The organism is Mucilaginibacter sp., assembly GCF_025362475.1.
GTDB lineage: Bacteria > Bacteroidota > Bacteroidia > Sphingobacteriales > Sphingobacteriaceae > Mucilaginibacter.
In genome coordinates this window covers 1-17,459 of the sequence record NZ_JANYGH010000070.1, presented here as the reverse complement: position 1 = coordinate 17,459, position 17,459 = coordinate 1, and the positions used below count along the sequence as shown (strand labels likewise).

12 protein-coding genes, 1 rRNA gene and 1 pseudogene are annotated in these 17,459 nt (G+C 41.1%); 11 read left to right on the top strand and 3 right to left on the bottom strand.

Going from position 1 to position 17,459, the window contains the following annotated elements; translation table 11 throughout:
• Both rrf and Q0R88_RS24455 read left to right on the top strand, forming a co-directional pair.
• A 5S ribosomal RNA gene (rrf, locus tag Q0R88_RS24460) occupies nt 1-97 on the top strand; the annotation flags it as partial.
• An 803-nt stretch (nt 98-900) separates the two neighbouring features.
• Nucleotides 901-3,453 carry an adenosylcobalamin-dependent ribonucleoside-diphosphate reductase gene (locus tag Q0R88_RS24455; RefSeq protein WP_295721049.1) on the top strand — a complete coding sequence of 851 codons (2,553 nt, stop codon included), beginning with the start codon at nt 901-903 and terminating at the stop codon, nt 3,451-3,453.
• Between the two features lie 826 nt (nt 3,454-4,279).
• Here the strand turns inward: Q0R88_RS24455 and Q0R88_RS24450 are convergent.
• From Q0R88_RS24450 to Q0R88_RS24440, 3 genes are all read right to left on the bottom strand, one after another.
• A complete protein-coding gene (locus Q0R88_RS24450; protein ID WP_295721048.1) occupies nt 4,280-4,888 on the bottom strand; it encodes a porin family protein in 609 nt (202 codons plus the stop codon).
• A gap of 401 nt (nt 4,889-5,289) precedes the next feature.
• Nucleotides 5,290-6,054: a LytTR family DNA-binding domain-containing protein gene (locus Q0R88_RS24445; RefSeq protein WP_295721047.1), complete on the bottom strand. Its 765-nt coding sequence runs from the start codon at nt 6,052-6,054 to the stop codon at nt 5,290-5,292.
• Nucleotides 6,051-7,154 carry a histidine kinase gene (locus Q0R88_RS24440; RefSeq protein WP_295721046.1) on the bottom strand — a complete coding sequence of 368 codons (1,104 nt, stop codon included), beginning with the start codon at nt 7,152-7,154 and terminating at the stop codon, nt 6,051-6,053. The genes Q0R88_RS24445 and Q0R88_RS24440 overlap by 4 nt, the downstream gene beginning before the upstream one ends.
• Nucleotides 7,155-7,443: 289 nt before the next feature.
• Here Q0R88_RS24440 and Q0R88_RS24435 point away from each other — a divergent pair, with 289 nt between their 5' ends.
• The 9 genes and pseudogenes from Q0R88_RS24435 to Q0R88_RS24395 all read left to right on the top strand — a co-directional run.
• On the top strand, nt 7,444-8,526 hold the full coding sequence (locus Q0R88_RS24435; RefSeq protein ID WP_295721045.1) for a Gfo/Idh/MocA family oxidoreductase: 1,083 nt from the start codon (nt 7,444-7,446) through the stop codon (nt 8,524-8,526).
• Between the two features lie 320 nt (nt 8,527-8,846).
• Nucleotides 8,847-9,434 carry a Crp/Fnr family transcriptional regulator gene (locus tag Q0R88_RS24430; protein ID WP_295721044.1) on the top strand — a complete coding sequence of 196 codons (588 nt, stop codon included), beginning with the start codon at nt 8,847-8,849 and terminating at the stop codon, nt 9,432-9,434.
• Entirely contained in the window at nt 9,431-10,003 is a 573-nt protein-coding gene (locus Q0R88_RS24425; protein WP_295721043.1) for a cyclic nucleotide-binding domain-containing protein, read from the top strand. The genes Q0R88_RS24430 and Q0R88_RS24425 overlap by 4 nt, the downstream gene beginning before the upstream one ends.
• Before the next feature lie 73 nt (nt 10,004-10,076).
• Nucleotides 10,077-10,832 (top strand): SDR family oxidoreductase, encoded by a 756-nt coding sequence (locus tag Q0R88_RS24420; protein WP_295721042.1) that lies wholly within the window; start codon nt 10,077-10,079, stop codon nt 10,830-10,832.
• A 385-nt stretch (nt 10,833-11,217) separates the two neighbouring features.
• On the top strand, nt 11,218-13,233 hold the full coding sequence (locus tag Q0R88_RS24415) for a hypothetical protein (RefSeq protein ID WP_295721041.1): 2,016 nt from the start codon (nt 11,218-11,220) through the stop codon (nt 13,231-13,233).
• A 119-nt stretch (nt 13,234-13,352) separates the two neighbouring features.
• Nucleotides 13,353-15,122, top strand: coding sequence for an SGNH/GDSL hydrolase family protein (locus Q0R88_RS24410; protein ID WP_295721040.1), 1,770 nt, complete (start codon nt 13,353-13,355; stop codon nt 15,120-15,122).
• A gap of 199 nt (nt 15,123-15,321) precedes the next feature.
• Nucleotides 15,322-16,407 carry a substrate-binding domain-containing protein gene (locus Q0R88_RS24405; protein WP_295721039.1) on the top strand — a complete coding sequence of 362 codons (1,086 nt, stop codon included), beginning with the start codon at nt 15,322-15,324 and terminating at the stop codon, nt 16,405-16,407.
• A gap of 229 nt (nt 16,408-16,636) precedes the next feature.
• Complete coding sequence (locus Q0R88_RS24400; RefSeq protein WP_295721038.1) at nt 16,637-17,194, top strand: dihydrofolate reductase family protein; 558 nt, start codon at nt 16,637-16,639, stop codon at nt 17,192-17,194.
• 81 nt (nt 17,195-17,275) lie between these two features.
• A pseudogene (locus Q0R88_RS24395) lies at nt 17,276-17,459 on the top strand (dihydrofolate reductase); the annotation flags it as partial.

Sequence of the window (17,459 nt, the reverse complement as noted above, 5' to 3'; positions counted from 1 at the left end):
GGCGGTGTCTACCTCTTCCCATTCCGAACAGAGAAGTCAAGCCCGCCAGAGCCGATGGTACTGCGGTAAAACGTGGGAGAGTAGGTCGGTGCCCAATCTTAAAAGCCCCAAAAGGCTGAATCGTGAAACCCTTCATCTATCTGATGAGGGGTTTTTGCGTTTAGGATAATTTCTCCATCCAGGACAGGTGTTCGCTATTCGCAAAGCACCCACATTAACAGATACTTTCAAAATGTCAATGCATTAACATTCAGTGCCTTAACTGTTCGCTATATCCCCACCTAAAAACAGATCCTGCTATAAACCAACAACTTACATTTTTGCTAAACCTCAGCCCGAACACCCCCGAACACCCGCATCCTGTTGACCCGAACACCTTGGAAAGTCAGTAAATGAAAGGGGGGTAATCTGCTTACAGCGCTACTTGCGTTTTGCATCTGTCCCAGGCCTCAGCTGAGAGCGAAATATACTGTTGTTACTCCTTTGATCCTCGTGTAATCCAGGAAGGTTTTGAAGCGTAGATCAGGCCCCTAAGTATAGCATAAATCCCCATGGTGGGCACAATTCTTTAACAACAATAAATCCTGAAAGAAGAAAACAGAAGAAGACAAACCGGGTTGTATAACCGGTTTAACGGCCTGGTTGCAATAGTCCCCTAAATATGTTGTAAACCCCTTTATATAGAATTTACTCATAGTACTGTGAAATTTCGGTTTATGTAATTAATAAGTAAATTTTAAATATTGGTAAACAATTTGCATGTATAAAAAATCTATGTGTTTGTAAATTAGGTTTTTATATGATAAAATGTGAAATTTGTATTTAAATAAAAAAATCTAAGTTTTCAAAATTGTAACTTTGCTCCCAAATTAAAGCTCGTTCTCATCTAAAGTTCTAACTATGAAAATCGCAGATCAATCAAATACTATAACTACTTATTCCACTGATGAAGCCTACCAAAAATCACTTGATTATTTTAAAGGAGATGATTTGGCGGCAAGGGTTTGGGTGAATAAATACGCCCTGAAAGATTCTTATGGAAATATTTATGAGGGTACCCCGGATGATATGCACCATAGGATTGCGGCCGAAATTGCCCGAATTGAACAACGTTATCCAAATCCTTTATCAGAAGATGAGATTTTTGAACTGATCAGGAACTTTAAATACATTATTCCTCAGGGAAGCCCGATGACAGGGATTGGAAACCCTTATCAAATTGCATCCCTTTCCAATTGCTTTGTAATTGGCAATGAAGGTGATTCTGATTCGTATGGAGGGATAATGAAAATAGACCAGGAACAGGTACAGCTCATGAAGAGACGTGGTGGCGTTGGGCATGATCTATCCCATATCCGTCCAAAAGGTTCGCCGGTTAAAAACTCTGCACTTACATCTACCGGTATAGTTCCTTTTATGGAGCGTTTTTCTAATTCTACACGTGAAGTTGCGCAGGACGGAAGAAGGGGCGCGCTTATGCTTTCTGTGGCCATAAAACATCCCGACTCGGAAGATTTTATAGATGCAAAACTGGAACAAGGTAAAGTGACCGGTGCCAATGTTTCTGTACGTATTGATGATGAGTTTATGAAAGCCGTGGAAGCCGGGCAATCTTATCAGCAACAATATCCTGTTGATAGTAAAACCCCGCTTTATAAGAAAGATATCGACCCAACCGTACTTTGGAAGAAAATTGTACACAATGCCTGGCGCTCTGCCGAGCCTGGAATTTTGTTTTGGGATACGATTATCCGTGAATCGCTGCCGGACTGTTATGCCGATCTGGGTTATAAAACGGTTTCTACCAACCCTTGTGGAGAGATACCGCTTTGTCCGTATGATTCCTGCCGCCTGCTGGCCATTAACCTGTTCAGCTATGTTGTAGACCCTTTCACCGCCAAAGCAAGCTTTAATTGGGAGCTATTCAAGAAACACATCCATTCGGCCCAGCGCATGATGGATGATATTATCGACCTGGAGCTTGAAAAAATTGATGCTATCCTGCAAAAGATAGCCGAGGATCCTGAAGAGGAAGAATTGAAACGGACCGAAAAGAATTTATGGATAAACATTCAGACAAAGGCTAACGAAGGCCGAAGGACAGGTATTGGTATTACTGCCGAGGGTGATATGCTTGCCGCGATGGGTTTACGCTATGGTAGCGATGAGGGATCGGCATTTGCGGTAGAGATTCACAAAACTATTGCCATTGAGGCTTACCGGGCGTCTGTAACAGCCGCGAAAGAAAGAGGTGCTTTTGCAATATTTGATGCCGATCGCGAAAAAAATAATCCTTTTATGCTGCGCTTAAAGGAAGCAGATGCGCAGCTTTATTATGAAATGCTGGAGCATGGAAGGCGGAATATTGCTTTACTAACTATAGCGCCAACCGGCACAACAAGTTTGATGTCGCAAACAAGTTCAGGAATTGAACCTGTATTTATGCCTGTTTATAAAAGGAGAAGAAAAGTTAACCCCAATGATAAGGACGCACGTGTTGATTTTGTTGATGAGATAGGCGACTCATGGGAAGAGTATGTGGTTTTTCATCATCGCTTTAAGCAATGGATGGAAGTGAATGGTCATGATTTAACAAAAAATTATTCACAAAAAGAACTGGATGACCTGGTTGTACAATCACCTTATTATAAATCAACCTCAAATGATGTAGATTATCTTAAAAAGGTGCAGATGCAGGGAGCGATCCAAAAATGGATTGATCACTCTATTAGTGTAACTATCAATATGCCTGCGGAGGTAACAGAAGAGGTTGTTGGGCAATTGTACATGGCCGCCTGGAAAGCAGGCTGCAAAGGCGTAACCGTATACCGTGATGGATCACGTTCGGGAGTGCTGATTGCAAATACCGAATCTAAACCTGCGGCGGAGCAGGGAGCGCCGCTGGTATTCCCAACAACCAGGCCACATGTGTTGGAGGCCGAAATTGTTCGCTTTCAAAATAGTAAAGACAAGTGGATCGCTTTTATTGGATTAATTGAAGGCAAACCTTATGAAATTTTTACTGGTTTTGCCGATGATGAGGATGGGATCCTGATTCCGAGATGGGTTAATGATGGCCTTATTATCAAGAGCCGTGAAGCAGACGGGGGATCGCGTTATGACTTTCAATATAAGAATAAACGCGGGCATAAAACAACGATAGAAGGTTTATCATACAAGTTCAATCCGGAGTACTGGAACTACGCCAAATTAATTTCGAGCACATTAAGGCACGGTATGCCCATTGAAAAGGTAGTTGAACTGATCAATAGCCTTCAGCTTGATGAATCTATCAATACATGGAAAAATGGAGTTGCGCGTGCACTTAAAAAGTTTGTACCGGACGGTACTGAGGCAAAAAAGCAACAGTGCCAGAATTGCAATTCCACCAACCTGCAATACCAGGAAGGGTGTTTAACCTGTAAAGATTGTGGTTCTTCAAAATGCGGATAGGTTTAGCAAAATTGTAAAAGATTTTTCTGGTAGTACTTGCAGCGAAATAGGTTTACGCTATAATGCAGGTATTTAATTCAAACACAGATAGCTTACTGTTTATAAGTAAGCTATCTGTGTTTTTTTGTTTAAGCTTCCTCCATAGGTGTTCGGAAGTTTTTTTTAATTCCCTCAACATACAACTGTGTGTACGCAAGTTAGCATGGCTCTGATTTGGCTAAAGCCACCCGGCTCTCTATTCATTGCCGTCCCATAAATGGGACGGCAATGAATTAAAGCGTTGTTTGCTTTCAATTCTTCATTGCCGTTGGTTTCAACCAACGGGTAGAGTACATATAAAAGCATGGCTTTAACTTAAATAATCAGCATTATATGACAAATGCAATGTTAATTATATTATAAAGTCGAAGTAAAAAGATGTGCACACCCATTAGCCCAACTGGAGGGGGCGGCCGAAATACGCACAATGGCAGGGTGGGTTTTAGCCTACATACCATCTGCAACGGTACTTGAACGCCTGATTTAACCCCTGCCTTCTCCTTCCCCCCAATGCTATTAAGTTAAGAGACTGATGGGCTGCTCCAGAGGAGCAAAAGCTTTGTAGAAAAACATAAATAAATTGTCTTTTGCGTGCCAGAGGTGCGCTACCTAAGGTTCCGTACCTCTGGCACGGAGCTTCATTTTTGCTTTTTGCTACAAAGCTATTCCCCCGCTGGGGGAGAAACTCATTAACTTAATAGCATTGCCCCTTTCCCGAGGAACGAATCGCACATTGCCCCTACCTTTTTTATATCTTTCGAAATGATAAAAGGTTAAGAAGATGCGTTTAAAAAACGTAGAAAATACTGGCCTGGATGCTGTTGTTCTTAAAGTCGCCCAGGATAGGAGAAGGTATTTCCTGAACTTTTTGCAAGCCGTAAACGTATCTTGCACCAATTCCCAAACCAATTTTTGACTGGTAGCCAAGGCCTCCGGCCATCCCAAAATCAATTTTTTTAGCAAATTTGGCATCAGTTACTCCTCCAACATCTTCCTTTACTTTAAAACCTGCCTGCGGGCCGGCCTCAACAAAAAAGCCCGAATTAGTACGGTATTTAAAAAGGATAGGGACAGAGGCATAGGAAAGTTTTATATCCTGTGTGCCAAGCGTTCCGCCTTTAGCTTTGGCACCTTGCAGGGAGTAAAGAAATTCTTCCTGCACCATAAAGTTATCCGTGAACTTGTAGGCCACAGTAAGGCCTGCGTGGAAACCGGGAAGTGGATCTGTTGGGAAATTAGCGCCGGTAAAATTACTGTAATTACCTCCTGCAGTAAAGCCGAATTCTAATTTCTGCATTAGTTTTTGACCGAAACTTTGATTCCCGGCCGTTGTTTGGCTGAAACCCTTGGTTGATACCGCAACCAAAACGACTAACATTGATAGTAGCTTTTTCATAAGTTTTCTTTTTTGCATGAATTTTTTTGAGTGCCGCCTGCGGGCTGGCCCATTCATTGAGATCAAAGGTGCGCAGTAAAGGAGCGGCATTATAGCAAAAAGTAACCGAAGCGGGCAAAGTTGGGCCGGAAGCGGAAAATCGAGTTCTTTGTAGATAGTCATCCTGAACTTGTTTCAGGATCCTACGGGGCAGGTCGATTTTATGATGTACACCTTGCATGTGGGATGCCGAAACAAGTTCGGCACGACTTGGGGGGGGGAGATAGTCATCCTGAACTTGTTTCAGGATCCCACGGAACAGGTCGACTTCATGCTGTAAGCTGTGTGGGATGCCGAAACAAGTTCCATGACATCTTTTTTTAAAGCGATTTCCCTGTTTAAACTTCTTCAGAATGGACCTATCATCCCTTTGTGAGCCAGTTTAAAAATTGCGAAGCTTTGCCCTTACTTACAATTATTTTTTCGCCGAAGGGAACATTGAGGTTTAACGAAAGTTTCCTGGAAAAGAAACTGGATACGTCTGTGATGGCTTTCCTGCAGATAAGGGATTGCCTGTTGGTTCTGAAAAAGTAACTGCCCGACAGCTTTTCCAATTCGTCGAGGTTTTTATTGGGAAAATAGCACTTTCCGGAGAACGTAAGCAGGTGAGTAACCTCGTTTTCGAGGTAAAACAGGGCGATATCTTCCATTTTTACAGGGATGATCTTATCCTGGTGATATACCAGGACCGATGCCGCCCTTTGTGTGTCCTTACCGGTCAGCATTTGCATCAGCGCATCAAACTGCGGATTTTGATCTGTAGAGAATATCTTTTTTAACTGTTTATACTTTTGAAGTGCGCTATTCAGGGTTTGCTGTGTAAATGGCTTCAGGATATAGTCAATCCCATTGGCTTTGAAGGCGTCTAAGGCATATTCGTCATAAGCAGTACAAAAAATGACCGGGACAGCAACAGATTCGGCAATAAAGATCTCGAAACTAAGTCCGTCACCCAGTTGGATATCACTGAAGACGAGATCAGGGGCATCGTTTTTTTTGAACCAGGCAATCCCCTCCTTTACAGATTTGAGCTGTACAATATCAACGGGCTCATCTATCAATTTCCTGATATTTAATTCGAGGTCTTCTGCAACCACTACTTCATCCTCAATGATTACTATATTCATTTTTTTAACAATTTAATACTTACAGAAAACGAGTTTTCTTCCTCCCTGATCATAATTTCATCTCCTGACCAGAGACGGTACCTTTCTGCAAGATTGGCAAGCCCATAATTGGTTGATGCTACCTTTATTTTTTTCTTATGTATATTATTGGTGATAACCAGCCAGTCATCCTTTTGGCTGATAGTTACCTTCAGCGGATCTTCCTGGGTAAAATTATTATGCTTAATAGCGTTCTCCAACAATGGTTGCAGGGAAAACGAGGGCAGGCAGTAATTTTTTAATGTTTCCTCCGGCAATGTTATCGTGCAGTCCAGCGCTGTGCCAAACCTGATGCGTTGCATTTCGAGGTAATCGTATAATAGCTTTACCTCATCCTCCAGTTTTGATATATTGGAGGTATGGTGAAAGATTGATGCCCTTAAAAAATTGGCCATATGCACAATATAAGTATCGGCAGCTTGCGTGTCTTTATGATAAAGTGCCTTAAGCGTATTTAGGGCGTTGAAGAGAAAATGCGGTTGAATCTGTTGCTTTAAAACCAGATTCATCGCTTCTGCATTTGCCGCTTTTAACCTGGAAAGCTCCAGTTCGCTGTGTAATTTATCTTCATATAACAACACAGAATTGTGCAAAATAATCATCATGGTATTGATCACAATGCCCGATCCAACGAAGGCAAAGAATAAGCCAACATCCCGGAATGACCATTTATCATTTGCCAGGTAAGCAAACAGCGGCCATAACAGCAGATAAATTATAACACTTGCAGGATAGGTTAACAGCCGTCGGTATAACGAAAATTTCTTTGATCTGAACGAACACCGGGTTGCCAAAATAAGCATAATGCCAACATTGGCATAACCCACCATTAGTATCCCCGACATGGTTAACAAGGTATACGGATATATATGGATATCGGTATCATGATGAGAAATAACAAGATAGAAGACAATACCTATGATTACCGACAGTAACCAGGTGAGGCGATTTAAACGTTTAACGGGTAAATTTTCTTCCATCAAAGTAAAGATACCTAATAGATAGAATGTTAATATCGATTTTGATACGAAGCGGGCAAAATCGGTTCTGAATGATTTCAATTGGGGGTTAAAAGAACTAATGCGATAAATGCCGGAACAATGAGGTTAAAGTATTTTTATTGTAATTCAGCTATTTTTTGCATTTTTTGATTTTTGGGATGTGAACTGGTTTTGATAATATTAGATTTAACTATTAAATAACCCGAACCACAAAATATTAGGAACCAACACAGAAAATTACGCAAAACGGAGTATTTACTATGGCAGTATACTCTGCCACCAAGGAATTTGTTATTTTGCGAATAGAAACGGCGCTCACATTTGTGTTTCAATTTCATAAATTAGCTTTATGGCATTAATTACTAAAAACTTACGTGTACTTGTAGTTGGCTGCGGTAATATGGGGGCTTCTCATGCCCAGGCTTATCATAACCTTGATGGATTTGAGATTGTTGGTCTCGTATCCGTAGGTAACAGCAAGGTAGTTTTGAATGAGAAGCTGGGCGGAGGATACCCCCTGTTCAGCGATTTTTTTGAAGCACTTGAAGCGACCAGGCCTGATGCGGTTTGCATTTCTACTTATCCTGATACACATGAGGTATTTGCTGTGAAGGCATTGGAGAGCGGTTGTCATGTATTTATAGAAAAGCCTTTGGCAGATACCGTACAAGGTGCAGAGCGTATGGCTGAGGCTGCAAAAAAAGCAGGCAAGAAGCTGGTTGTAGGGTATATTCTGCGTTATCATCCGTCGTGGGTTAAGTTTATAGAACTTTCCCGACAAATGGGGAAACCACTGGTAATGCGGATGAATTTGAACCAGCAAAGCCATGGCCCTAAGTGGACTGTACACCGTAACCTGATGAAGAGCTTAAGTCCGATAGTGGATTGTGCGGTGCATTACATAGATGTGATGTGCCAGATGACCCGGTCTAAACCTACGCAGGTTTATGCCATAGGTGCCAGGCTTACAGATGATATTCCTGAATGGAATTATAACTATGGACAACTTCAAATCCGCTTTGAGGATGGCTCTGTGGGCTGGTACGAAGCAGGGTGGGGGCCAATGGTGAGCGAAACGGCCTTTTTTATTAAAGACGTTTTTGGGCCAAAGGGTGCAGTATCCATTGTTGCCAGGGAGGCATCAGCCAGCGGAAAATCTGATTCGATAGATTCGCATACTAAAACGGAGAGTATCAAAGTTCATTATGCGGATTTGGATCAACAGGATGAATTTGCCAGGCCAGACGAATACCTTGACCTTAAGGATGAACCCGGTCACCAGGAACTTTGCAACCGGGAACAACTCTTTTTTCTGAAGGCGATTCGGGAAGACCTTGATCTTACCGCGGCCACAGAAGACGCGGTGAACAGCTTAAAAATTGCCTTTGCCTGCGACGAATCTGTAAAAACCGGGCAGGTGGTTTTACTGTAGGTCTGAGTCATAAAAATTATCAGGTTCGATAATTTATCATTCCTTCTGAAATCATTAATGGCCACGCGCCAGTTAAAAAATTTCCTTCCATCCTTTGTTACCCTGGTCATAACTGCCGGCCGGGTAAATTGATCAAAAAATGAGGGTAATGCTATGCCTGTAAAGCAGGAACAACAGTTCGGTATTTGATTGCTGAACGCAGTTAAAAGGCTTTGAATATTACGGGAGGTTTAATCATCCTGCTTAAAATCATTAGCTTTCACCCAATCCTTGGGATTCTTCGGCCTTTTTTTATACTTTGGTATTCTTTCCATAAAGAAATGCATCCGCTCATACAACATATTCAAAAAGTTACTTCAAACCACCAAATAGAGGGTGACTCTATATTGCCCTTTTTTGAAACAAAGACGTTTAAGAAAAAGGGCATTTTACAGGAAGAAGACAAGCGTTGTTTGATGTATTTTTTTGTGGTAAAAGGGTGTCTTCGTTTGTTTTTTACAGATCATAATGGTGTGGAACAAACTATGCAGCTGGCATTAGAAAACTGGTGGATGACCGATCTGAATGCTTTTCGGTCCGGGCGGAAATCGGCCTATACAATCCAGGCACTGGAAGCAACGGAGGTGTTGGCCATTACTGCCTCAAATTATGAATTGATCCTGGCAAAATTTCCAGTCATCGAAAGCTATTTTCGTTTAGTATACGAGCGGGCATATGCAGCGTCATTGCTTCGTATCCAGATGATTTCAAGAATGCCCAAGGATGAATTTTATGAACTGTTTCAATCAAAGTATACGGAATTTCTTCAGCGGATACCGCAGAAGGTACTGGCCTCATTTTTAGGCTTTACACCTGAATATCTGAGCGAATTACGAAAAAATAGAATAAAAGCGAAAATCAATTCATGACCGACCAACTATATAATCACATTCAACAGCTCGTTCCCGGTTTTACCGTAGAGCAGGAGAAAATAGCACCGTTCCTGCAAACAAAACTGATAAAAAAGGAGGAATTGCTTTTGAGCGAAAATGAAATTTGCGATACTATTTACTTTGTTAATAAAGGTTGCCTGTACTTGTTTTATGAAAATAACGATGAAAGGCAGGTTGTACATTTTGCATTGGAAAACTGGTGGATAACAGACTATAAGAGTTTCCCAGATGGTAAACCTGCTGTTTATTCAATTGCAGCGATGGAAGATTCTGAAATTACCTGCATGAGCAGGAAAAACTACGAAACACTACTGTTACAATTCCCCTTACTGGCATTATATTTCAATAAAATTCATGAGCGGGCTTATGGAGCGGCCTTATTTAAACAAAAGACATTTGCTACTGTGACTAAAAAAGATTTCTATTTCCATTTCAGGAATACCTATCCTGAATTAATTCAAAGAATTCCTGATCCTGTTTTTGCCAGCTACATGGGTGTTTCGTTGGAGATATTGAAGACCTACCAGGACATGTATATTTCTTAAACCAGCTTAAGTTTTCCCGGGCCGGCTATGTTCATCTTTGTATTATACAATTAACCTTAAAATATTACAGATCATGAAAATAGTAGTTATCGGCGGTACCGGCCTCATTGGTAGCCAGGTGGTAAATCAATTACAGCAAACCGGGCACGAAGTAATTGCCGCTTCACCCAACAACGGTGTTAATACACTTACCGGCGAAGGTTTGGCTGAAGTGCTGCAAGGCGCGCATGTAGTGGTGGATGTATCCAACTCACCTTCCTTTGAAGATAATGCTGTGATGAACTTTTTCAAAACTGCTAACGAAAATCTATTACCGGCAGAAAAAGCAGCAGGGGTGCAGCATCATGTTGCCTTATCAGTAGTAGGGACTCAAAAATTATTAGCCAGCGGTTATTTCCGCGCAAAGCAAGTGCAGGAAGAAATGATTAAGGCATCTGGTATTCCTTACACCATCGTTCATGCTACACAGTTCTTTGAATTTGCGGGAGGCATTGTTCAAATGAGCATGGCCGATGGAAAGGTAATAGTACCCGCTGCCAACATTCAACCTATCGCCAGCAAAGATGTGGCATCTTTTATGGCCGAAACAGCATTAGAAAAACCTGTCAATAAAACCCTGGAAATAGGCGGACCTGAAAAATTCGACATGACAGCATGGGTGAAGCAATATTTGCAGGCAACTCATAAAAACTACGAGGTAACAGCCGATATCGATGCTTTGTATTCAGGAGCTCCACTTACCGCTGATACTTTAGTGCCGGAAGCCGCTGTTTCCCTGGGCAAAACAAAATACGCCGAATGGATTGCAATACCTGAAAATCAGCGGTAAGAGTGTAATATAAATTCAAGGTATCCATACTTCACCGGGATTTGCACTCAGCGCCGGAGTAGAATATAAGAACAAAAAGCCCGATACGGATATGTGTCGGGTTTTTTGTATTCCCGGTAATTTAGATATAGGATTGTGAAAGTTTGACATCATTACTTTTCTGAAATTTCGAAGTAAGTGGTCAATGGCATCCCAATACTGTGCCCTTCGCCGAAAAATGACGCAAACGATTGTTTTATCACGTAAACAGGTAATCTTCGTCCGTTTTGTTTGTTTAAGAGGTAAATAGCTATGGGGCTGTTTTTCAGTGATAAATTATCTCATATATTTGTGTGCGCACACGCAAAATGATTGTCCACTATTTTTTCCTTATAATTTACTAAACATGCTAAAAAAACTGTTGTTTTTAATTTGTCTCAGCCTGGCAAGTGTTTCCAGGGCTCAAAATATTTTTCTTGCAGAAGTAAAGCCTGGCCAGGCGGCAGCGTATGCGGACAAGGGATCTGTAATTTTAAAAAACAATTGCCTGTCTGTAAAATGGCTTACCGGTAAAAAAACAATTACGATAAACGAATTTGTTGCGCAGCATAAACAGGTTTCTTTAAAAGGAGCTCCAATGTTCGAACTGGAGCTAAAGGAGGGCGCGGTAATTAATTCTGCTGATTTTGAATTGAGTGCACCGCTGAAAATTGTTCAAATAAAGGGAAGCAAGGCAGCGGCCAAACTTTCGGAAAAAGAAAATGGGAAAGAAATTACAGCTGAGTTTTTGAATGTAAAATATGGTATTCGGGTAAAGTGGGAAGCCATTTTAAAAGATAACTCCAATTATATCAGGCAGGTTTTTTTCTTTAATAGTGTTACTGATTCTTTGAAGATCCGGAAATTAAAACTTATAAAGTTTCCTGGGGGAGCGGAGATGATACCATCGGGTGTTGTTGATGGATCGCCAATAGTATCGGGAGATTTCTTTTTCGCGCTCGAAAGCCCTATAAGTAAATATGAAGCTAAGGATGGTGGGGTAAATAACTATATTGAACGGCAGGAACCAGCCATGGATTTAAAGGCATCTACAGTTTGGGGCATTGCGCCGGAGGGCCAGTTACGCAGGGGATTTCTTTATTACCTGGAACGGGAAAGGGCAGTACCGTACCGGCAAATGCTGCATTATAATTCCTGGTATGATTTATCATGGGCCGATCGTAAACTAACTGAAGCAGGCTGTCTTGACCGTATTCAAACCTTTGCAGACAGCCTCACTATAAAACGCCACATTACCTTAAACGCGTTTTTGTTTGATGATGGCTGGGATGATAACCAAACATTGTGGCAGATAAGTAAAACAAATTTCCCTGCCGGCTTTGATAATATTAAAACGCTGGCCAATAAATATAATGCATCATTAGGTGTATGGATGTCGCCATGGGGTGGATATGAGCAGGCCAAGGAACAAAGGCTGCAATATGGGCGAAAACAAAACCCTCCATTTGAAACAAATTCGCACGGGTTTTCGCTTTCAGGCGCGGTTTATTCAAACAGGTTTAAAGATGCCGCCGCAAACTTTGTTACCAAATACGGTATTTCGATGTTTAAATTTGATGGTGTAGGGGCAGGGGATCAATCAACGGGTGCTACGCCCGAGTATCAGACAGATATGGAATCGCTGTTGAACCTGGTATCAACCCTGCGTGGGGTAAAGCCAGATCTTTATTTTAGCATGACTATAGGCACCTGGCCTTCACCTTTCTGGCTAAAATATGGCGATGTGATCTGGAGAAATGGCTGGGATACAAATACAGAAGGGCAGGGAAATAACAGGCAACAATGGCTTAATTACCGTGATGGCGAAGTATATAAAAATATTGTTCAACGTGCCTACCTTTATCCTTTAAGTTCGCTGATGTATCATGGTGTTTGTATTGCAGACAATGGCGCACCTGCCAAGTTTGATATGAATGATAAAGACATTGCCGACGAAATATGGTCGTTCTTTGGATCGGGGACAAGTTTGCAGGAATTGTATATCAATCCGCATAAATTAAACACGGCCAATTGGAATTGCCTGGCCGCTGCCATAAAATGGTCGCGTGAAAATGCAGACATCATGCCCGATACGCATTGGGTGGGTGGCAGCCCATCAAAAGGGGATGTTTATGGGTTTGCTTCATGGTCGCCCAAAAAAGCTATTCTTACTTTAAGAAACCCGTCAAATAAAACAAAAACCTTCCGGGTTGATACGCGTAAAGTTTTTGATTTGCCATTAAATAGCAAATCCACTTATCTTTTTTATAATGCTAAACTTAGCGGTAAGGAATTGACGGCCCCTTTATTTACAGGGGATGCTTATACGGTTACACTTGAGCCGTTTGAAGTGATGGTGCTGAACGCAAGGCCTGCTCATTAATGATTTATTTATCAGCCAATGTGCATTGTGAAGTAGCGGCTAATTTAAATATATGTGTGCGCAAACATATGCTGACGGGCTCCCGTATTATAGCAATATTGCCTTTAAATAAATTACTAATGAAACGGATATCAATACTGATTTTATTATTCTTTTGCTTTTTTTGTACTGCATCCTTTTCGCAAACAACAGTAACGTATAAATGGCTTGACCCTGCCAAAGCGGGCTTCCCGGTTATAGAAGGGCAAGCATGGCCAACGGAAACTACAGTCGCTTATGATAGGTTTCCGGCACGTGCCCAAAAGGGGTTAAATCCCAATGTGTGGAACATTTCGCACAGCAGTGCCGGCTTATATATCAAATTTAAAACAGATGCGCCCAACCTGGTTATCCGTTATAAGGTAAAGGGTGATTTTGCAATGTCGCATATGCCTGCCACGGGAGTAAGCGGCCTGGATCTTTATGCGCTTGATCCTAATGGAAAATGGTGCCTGGCTCCCGGTAGTTTTTCATTTAAGGATACCATTACCTATCGTTTTTCAAACATACAAGTGAGTGCCGCTTTTCCGGGACGGAGCTATGAATACAGGCTGTTTTTGCCGCTATATAATTCAGTGTCCTGGCTTGAAATAGGTGTTCCCGATGGCAATATATTTAATTTCATGCCTTTATCTAAAGAAAAACCTGTGCTTGTGTACGGAACATCCATTGCACAGGGTGGCTGCGCATCAAGACCCGGTTTAGCATGGACCGCCATTTTACAACGCGCTCTTGACCGTCCGCTGGTGAATCTTGGCTTTTCAGGCACGGGGCTGCTTGAAAAATCGGTTATAGACCTGATGGCAGAGATTGACGCGAAAATATATGTGCTTGATTGTATGCCCAACTTAATAAGCTTCTCTGATCAGGAAATAGAAAAACGTTTATTAGCATCAGTACAAAGTTTAAAAGAGACGCATCCGCTGGTGCCCATACTGCTTGTGGAGCATAGTGAGGGAAACGTAGATGGTATGTTAGATACCGGCAGGACTGCTGGTTATAACCGTGTTAATAAAGTGCTTGGTCTTACTTATTCAAAGCTGATTGCTGCAGGAACAAAAAGCGTTTATTTATTAACCAATAAGGAAATTGGATTTGATATTAATTCAACGGTTGATGGTTTGCATCCCAATGATGTTGGGATGCAAAAATATGCCATCGCTTATGAGAAAACTATACGCATCATTATTAATGAGCCAACAGGGAAGTATTCAACCACTGTACCGGTTGTACAAAGCAGAGATGGTTACTATGATTGGCGAAACAGGCATAGTGAAATACTAACGCTTATTAAAACAGATTCGCCAAAAATTGTATTCCTTGGTAACTCTATTCTTAATTATTGGGGTGGCATACCAAAGGCTCCTTTAGCAAGGGGGGCCAACTCATGGAATAACTACCTGGAGCCATTAGGGGTAAAAAACTTCGGTTTTGGATGGGACCAGGTAGAGAATGTGTTATGGCGCGTATACCATGAAGAAATAGATGGCTTTAATGCAGATAAGGTGATGGTTATGATAGGCACCAATAACCTGTCTGGTAATAGCGACCAGGAAATAATAGATGGATTAAAATTACTGGTACAGGCGGTAAAAGTGCGCCAGCCCAAAACTGAAATTCTTTTGTCGGGTTTGCTACCGAGAAGAGCCCAGGAAAAACGGATAGAAGTACTTAATAAAGCCATTTCTAAATTGGCAACTCAGATACGGGTTCGTTTTATTAACCCGGGAAAGTTATTGCTTGATAGTGCCGGAAACATTGATGAATCTCTTTTCGGCGATGGCTTGCACCCTAATGAGACCGGTTATCAAAAACTGGCAATTGCTTTGGTTCCTTATCTCAAAAAATAGCGGCTCCGCTTTCGTTTATAAAGACCAGACTCTTGATTGTTTTTCCCAATAATCAAGAGTTTAGTCTGTATTGTAAATGGTATTCTACTTCCGGTTACATATTACTGAAAACGCTAAGCCGCAGCTAAATTATAGCAATAGTAATGTGATAAAACTATATTAAATTACATTTGCTATCTTTTTTACATGAAGGTTTAATATGAAGAACAAAATTGTACGCATTAAGGATATTGCCGAAAAAGCAAAGGTTTCAACAGGTACAGTTGATAGGGTACTGCATAAGCGGGGGCGGGTATCAAAAAAAGTAGAAGAGAAAATACTGAAGATTATTGAAGAGATGGATTATGAGCCCAACCTTATGGCAAGGGCGTTGGGATCCAATAAAATATATCAAATTGCCGCTTTAATACCCGATCATAAAAGTGATTCTTACTGGTACGCTCCCAAAGCAGGAATTGAAAAGGCAGAGAAAGATTTGAAGCAATATGGCATTGTTGTTCAGCAATATGTATTTGACCCTTACAATGTAGAATCTTTTATAGCAAATGCCAATCAGTTAACCAATGATAAACCGGATGGTATAATTTTATCGCCTATATTTTATCGGGAAACGCTGCCGTTTTTTGAAAAATGGAAAGCGGCCGAAATCCCATTTGTATTGTTTAATACCCAAATTGCCGAGTGTGAGCCATTGAGCTATATTGGTCAGGACTCTTACCAGAGTGGTTTCTTGGCTGGCAAACTTATTCACTACGGCCAGCCAGATCCTTGTTCAATCTTGATTGCGCATATAGATGAAGAAATAAGTAATGCTGCCCACCTTTTAAAAAAAGAACAAGGATTTCGTAATTATTTTTCGCAAAACAGCCTGGAGCACCAGTACAATATTTTACGGATTGAATTAAATAGGGCAAATGCCGCCTTGTTTATAACGCAGCTGGATGCCATTATTGATAGCACACCTGATATAGCCAGTGTTTTTGTAACCACATCTAAAGCCCATGAAATTGCAAAGCACCTGGAGCAGCGTCACATAAAGCATATCAAAATAATAGGATATGATTTACTGCCTCAAAATTTGTATTTTCTGAATAAAGGAGCAATTAGCTTTTTGATAAATCAAAACCCTAAAGGGCAGGGCTACTGGGGCATTTACCAGTTAACCGATCACCTGGTATTTAAAAAAGAAGTTCCTATTATCAAATATCTTCCACTGGATATAGTTACCAAAGAAAATGTAAACTATTACATAGATGATGAGGATACAGTTTATTTAGATATTTGATCGTTCGCTTACACCTATATTTGATATTTTTCTCAACTATATCTTAAATTTGGTGACCCTATTGTAATTTTTCTCTTTTGATGATACTGTTTTTATCGTTTTAGATGGGACGATGGCACTTTTGGCATAAACGCCCTTTTTTTGTCGCGAATTGCCCTCACCACGATATACGCAGTATTTTATTTTTGGCCTTTACGGAAACCAGATTATAAAAATCAAAACCAATTAAATGAGAAATGTAATTTACGCAATCAACATAACCTTAGACGGTTGCTGCGACCATACCAAATTCTATCCCGATGAAGAAACGATGGCGTATTTTATTCAGCTCACGCGGGATGCTGATACATTTCTTTACGGGCGTAAAACTTATCAATTGATGGTTCCTTACTGGCCCGATGTTGCAAAAAATGCTTCCGGGGATAGCAAAGCAGATATCGAATTTGCCCAGGCATTTGACGCCGTCAACAAAATTGTTGTTTTCTCACAGTCATTGAGCAGCCCTGGAGGAAACAAAACGAAAATTGTACGCACAAGTCTTCATGACGAAGTAGTTAAGCTGAAACAGGAACAGGGCAAAAATATTTTAACCGGTGGTGTAACCATTCCTTTGCAACTTGCAGAACTTGGACTGATTGATGAATATCATTTTGTGGTTCACCCGATAGTTATTGGAGAAGGCAGACGGTGGTTTGAAGGCATCAACCTTCAAGAGAAATTACAATTAAAATTGGTTGAGTCGATGGTTTTTAAGTCGGGGATTGTTGTGCTCCGGTATTTAAAATAATTGAGTTAGCGGTAAGTGCAGGGCTACAGTGCCAACAAAACCAACGGACAAAAATTAACTTGACGAACAATAAATAAAAATATGAGCAAAATTATCTTTGACAGCGGAATATCACTTGACGGCTTTTTCGCAGGCGATAACAGGAGCCCAGAAAACCCAATGGGCGGCGTTTCAGGAAAAATTCACCAATGGATGTTTAAACAAAAAGCATTTTGGAAACACATCAATATGGAAGGTGGTGAAGAATACGGTGAAGACAGTAAAT

Excerpts from the sequence above, each read along its gene's own strand:
- Q0R88_RS24455 (WP_295721049.1), top strand. The coding sequence starts at position 901 with ATGAAAATCGCAGATCAATCAAATACTATAACTACTTATTCCACTGAT.
- Q0R88_RS24450 (WP_295721048.1), bottom strand. The coding sequence starts at position 4,888 with ATGAAAAAGCTACTATCAATGTTAGTCGTTTTGGTTGCGGTATCAACC.
- Q0R88_RS24445 (WP_295721047.1), bottom strand. The coding sequence starts at position 6,054 with ATGAATATAGTAATCATTGAGGATGAAGTAGTGGTTGCAGAAGACCTC.
- Q0R88_RS24435 (WP_295721045.1), top strand. The coding sequence starts at position 7,444 with ATGGCATTAATTACTAAAAACTTACGTGTACTTGTAGTTGGCTGCGGT.
- Q0R88_RS24430 (WP_295721044.1), top strand. The coding sequence starts at position 8,847 with ATGCATCCGCTCATACAACATATTCAAAAAGTTACTTCAAACCACCAA.
- Q0R88_RS24425 (WP_295721043.1), top strand. The coding sequence starts at position 9,431 with ATGACCGACCAACTATATAATCACATTCAACAGCTCGTTCCCGGTTTT.
- Q0R88_RS24420 (WP_295721042.1), top strand. The coding sequence starts at position 10,077 with ATGAAAATAGTAGTTATCGGCGGTACCGGCCTCATTGGTAGCCAGGTG.
- Q0R88_RS24415 (WP_295721041.1), top strand. The coding sequence starts at position 11,218 with ATGCTAAAAAAACTGTTGTTTTTAATTTGTCTCAGCCTGGCAAGTGTT.
- Q0R88_RS24410 (WP_295721040.1), top strand. The coding sequence starts at position 13,353 with ATGAAACGGATATCAATACTGATTTTATTATTCTTTTGCTTTTTTTGT.
- Q0R88_RS24405 (WP_295721039.1), top strand. The coding sequence starts at position 15,322 with ATGAAGAACAAAATTGTACGCATTAAGGATATTGCCGAAAAAGCAAAG.
- Q0R88_RS24400 (WP_295721038.1), top strand. The coding sequence starts at position 16,637 with ATGAGAAATGTAATTTACGCAATCAACATAACCTTAGACGGTTGCTGC.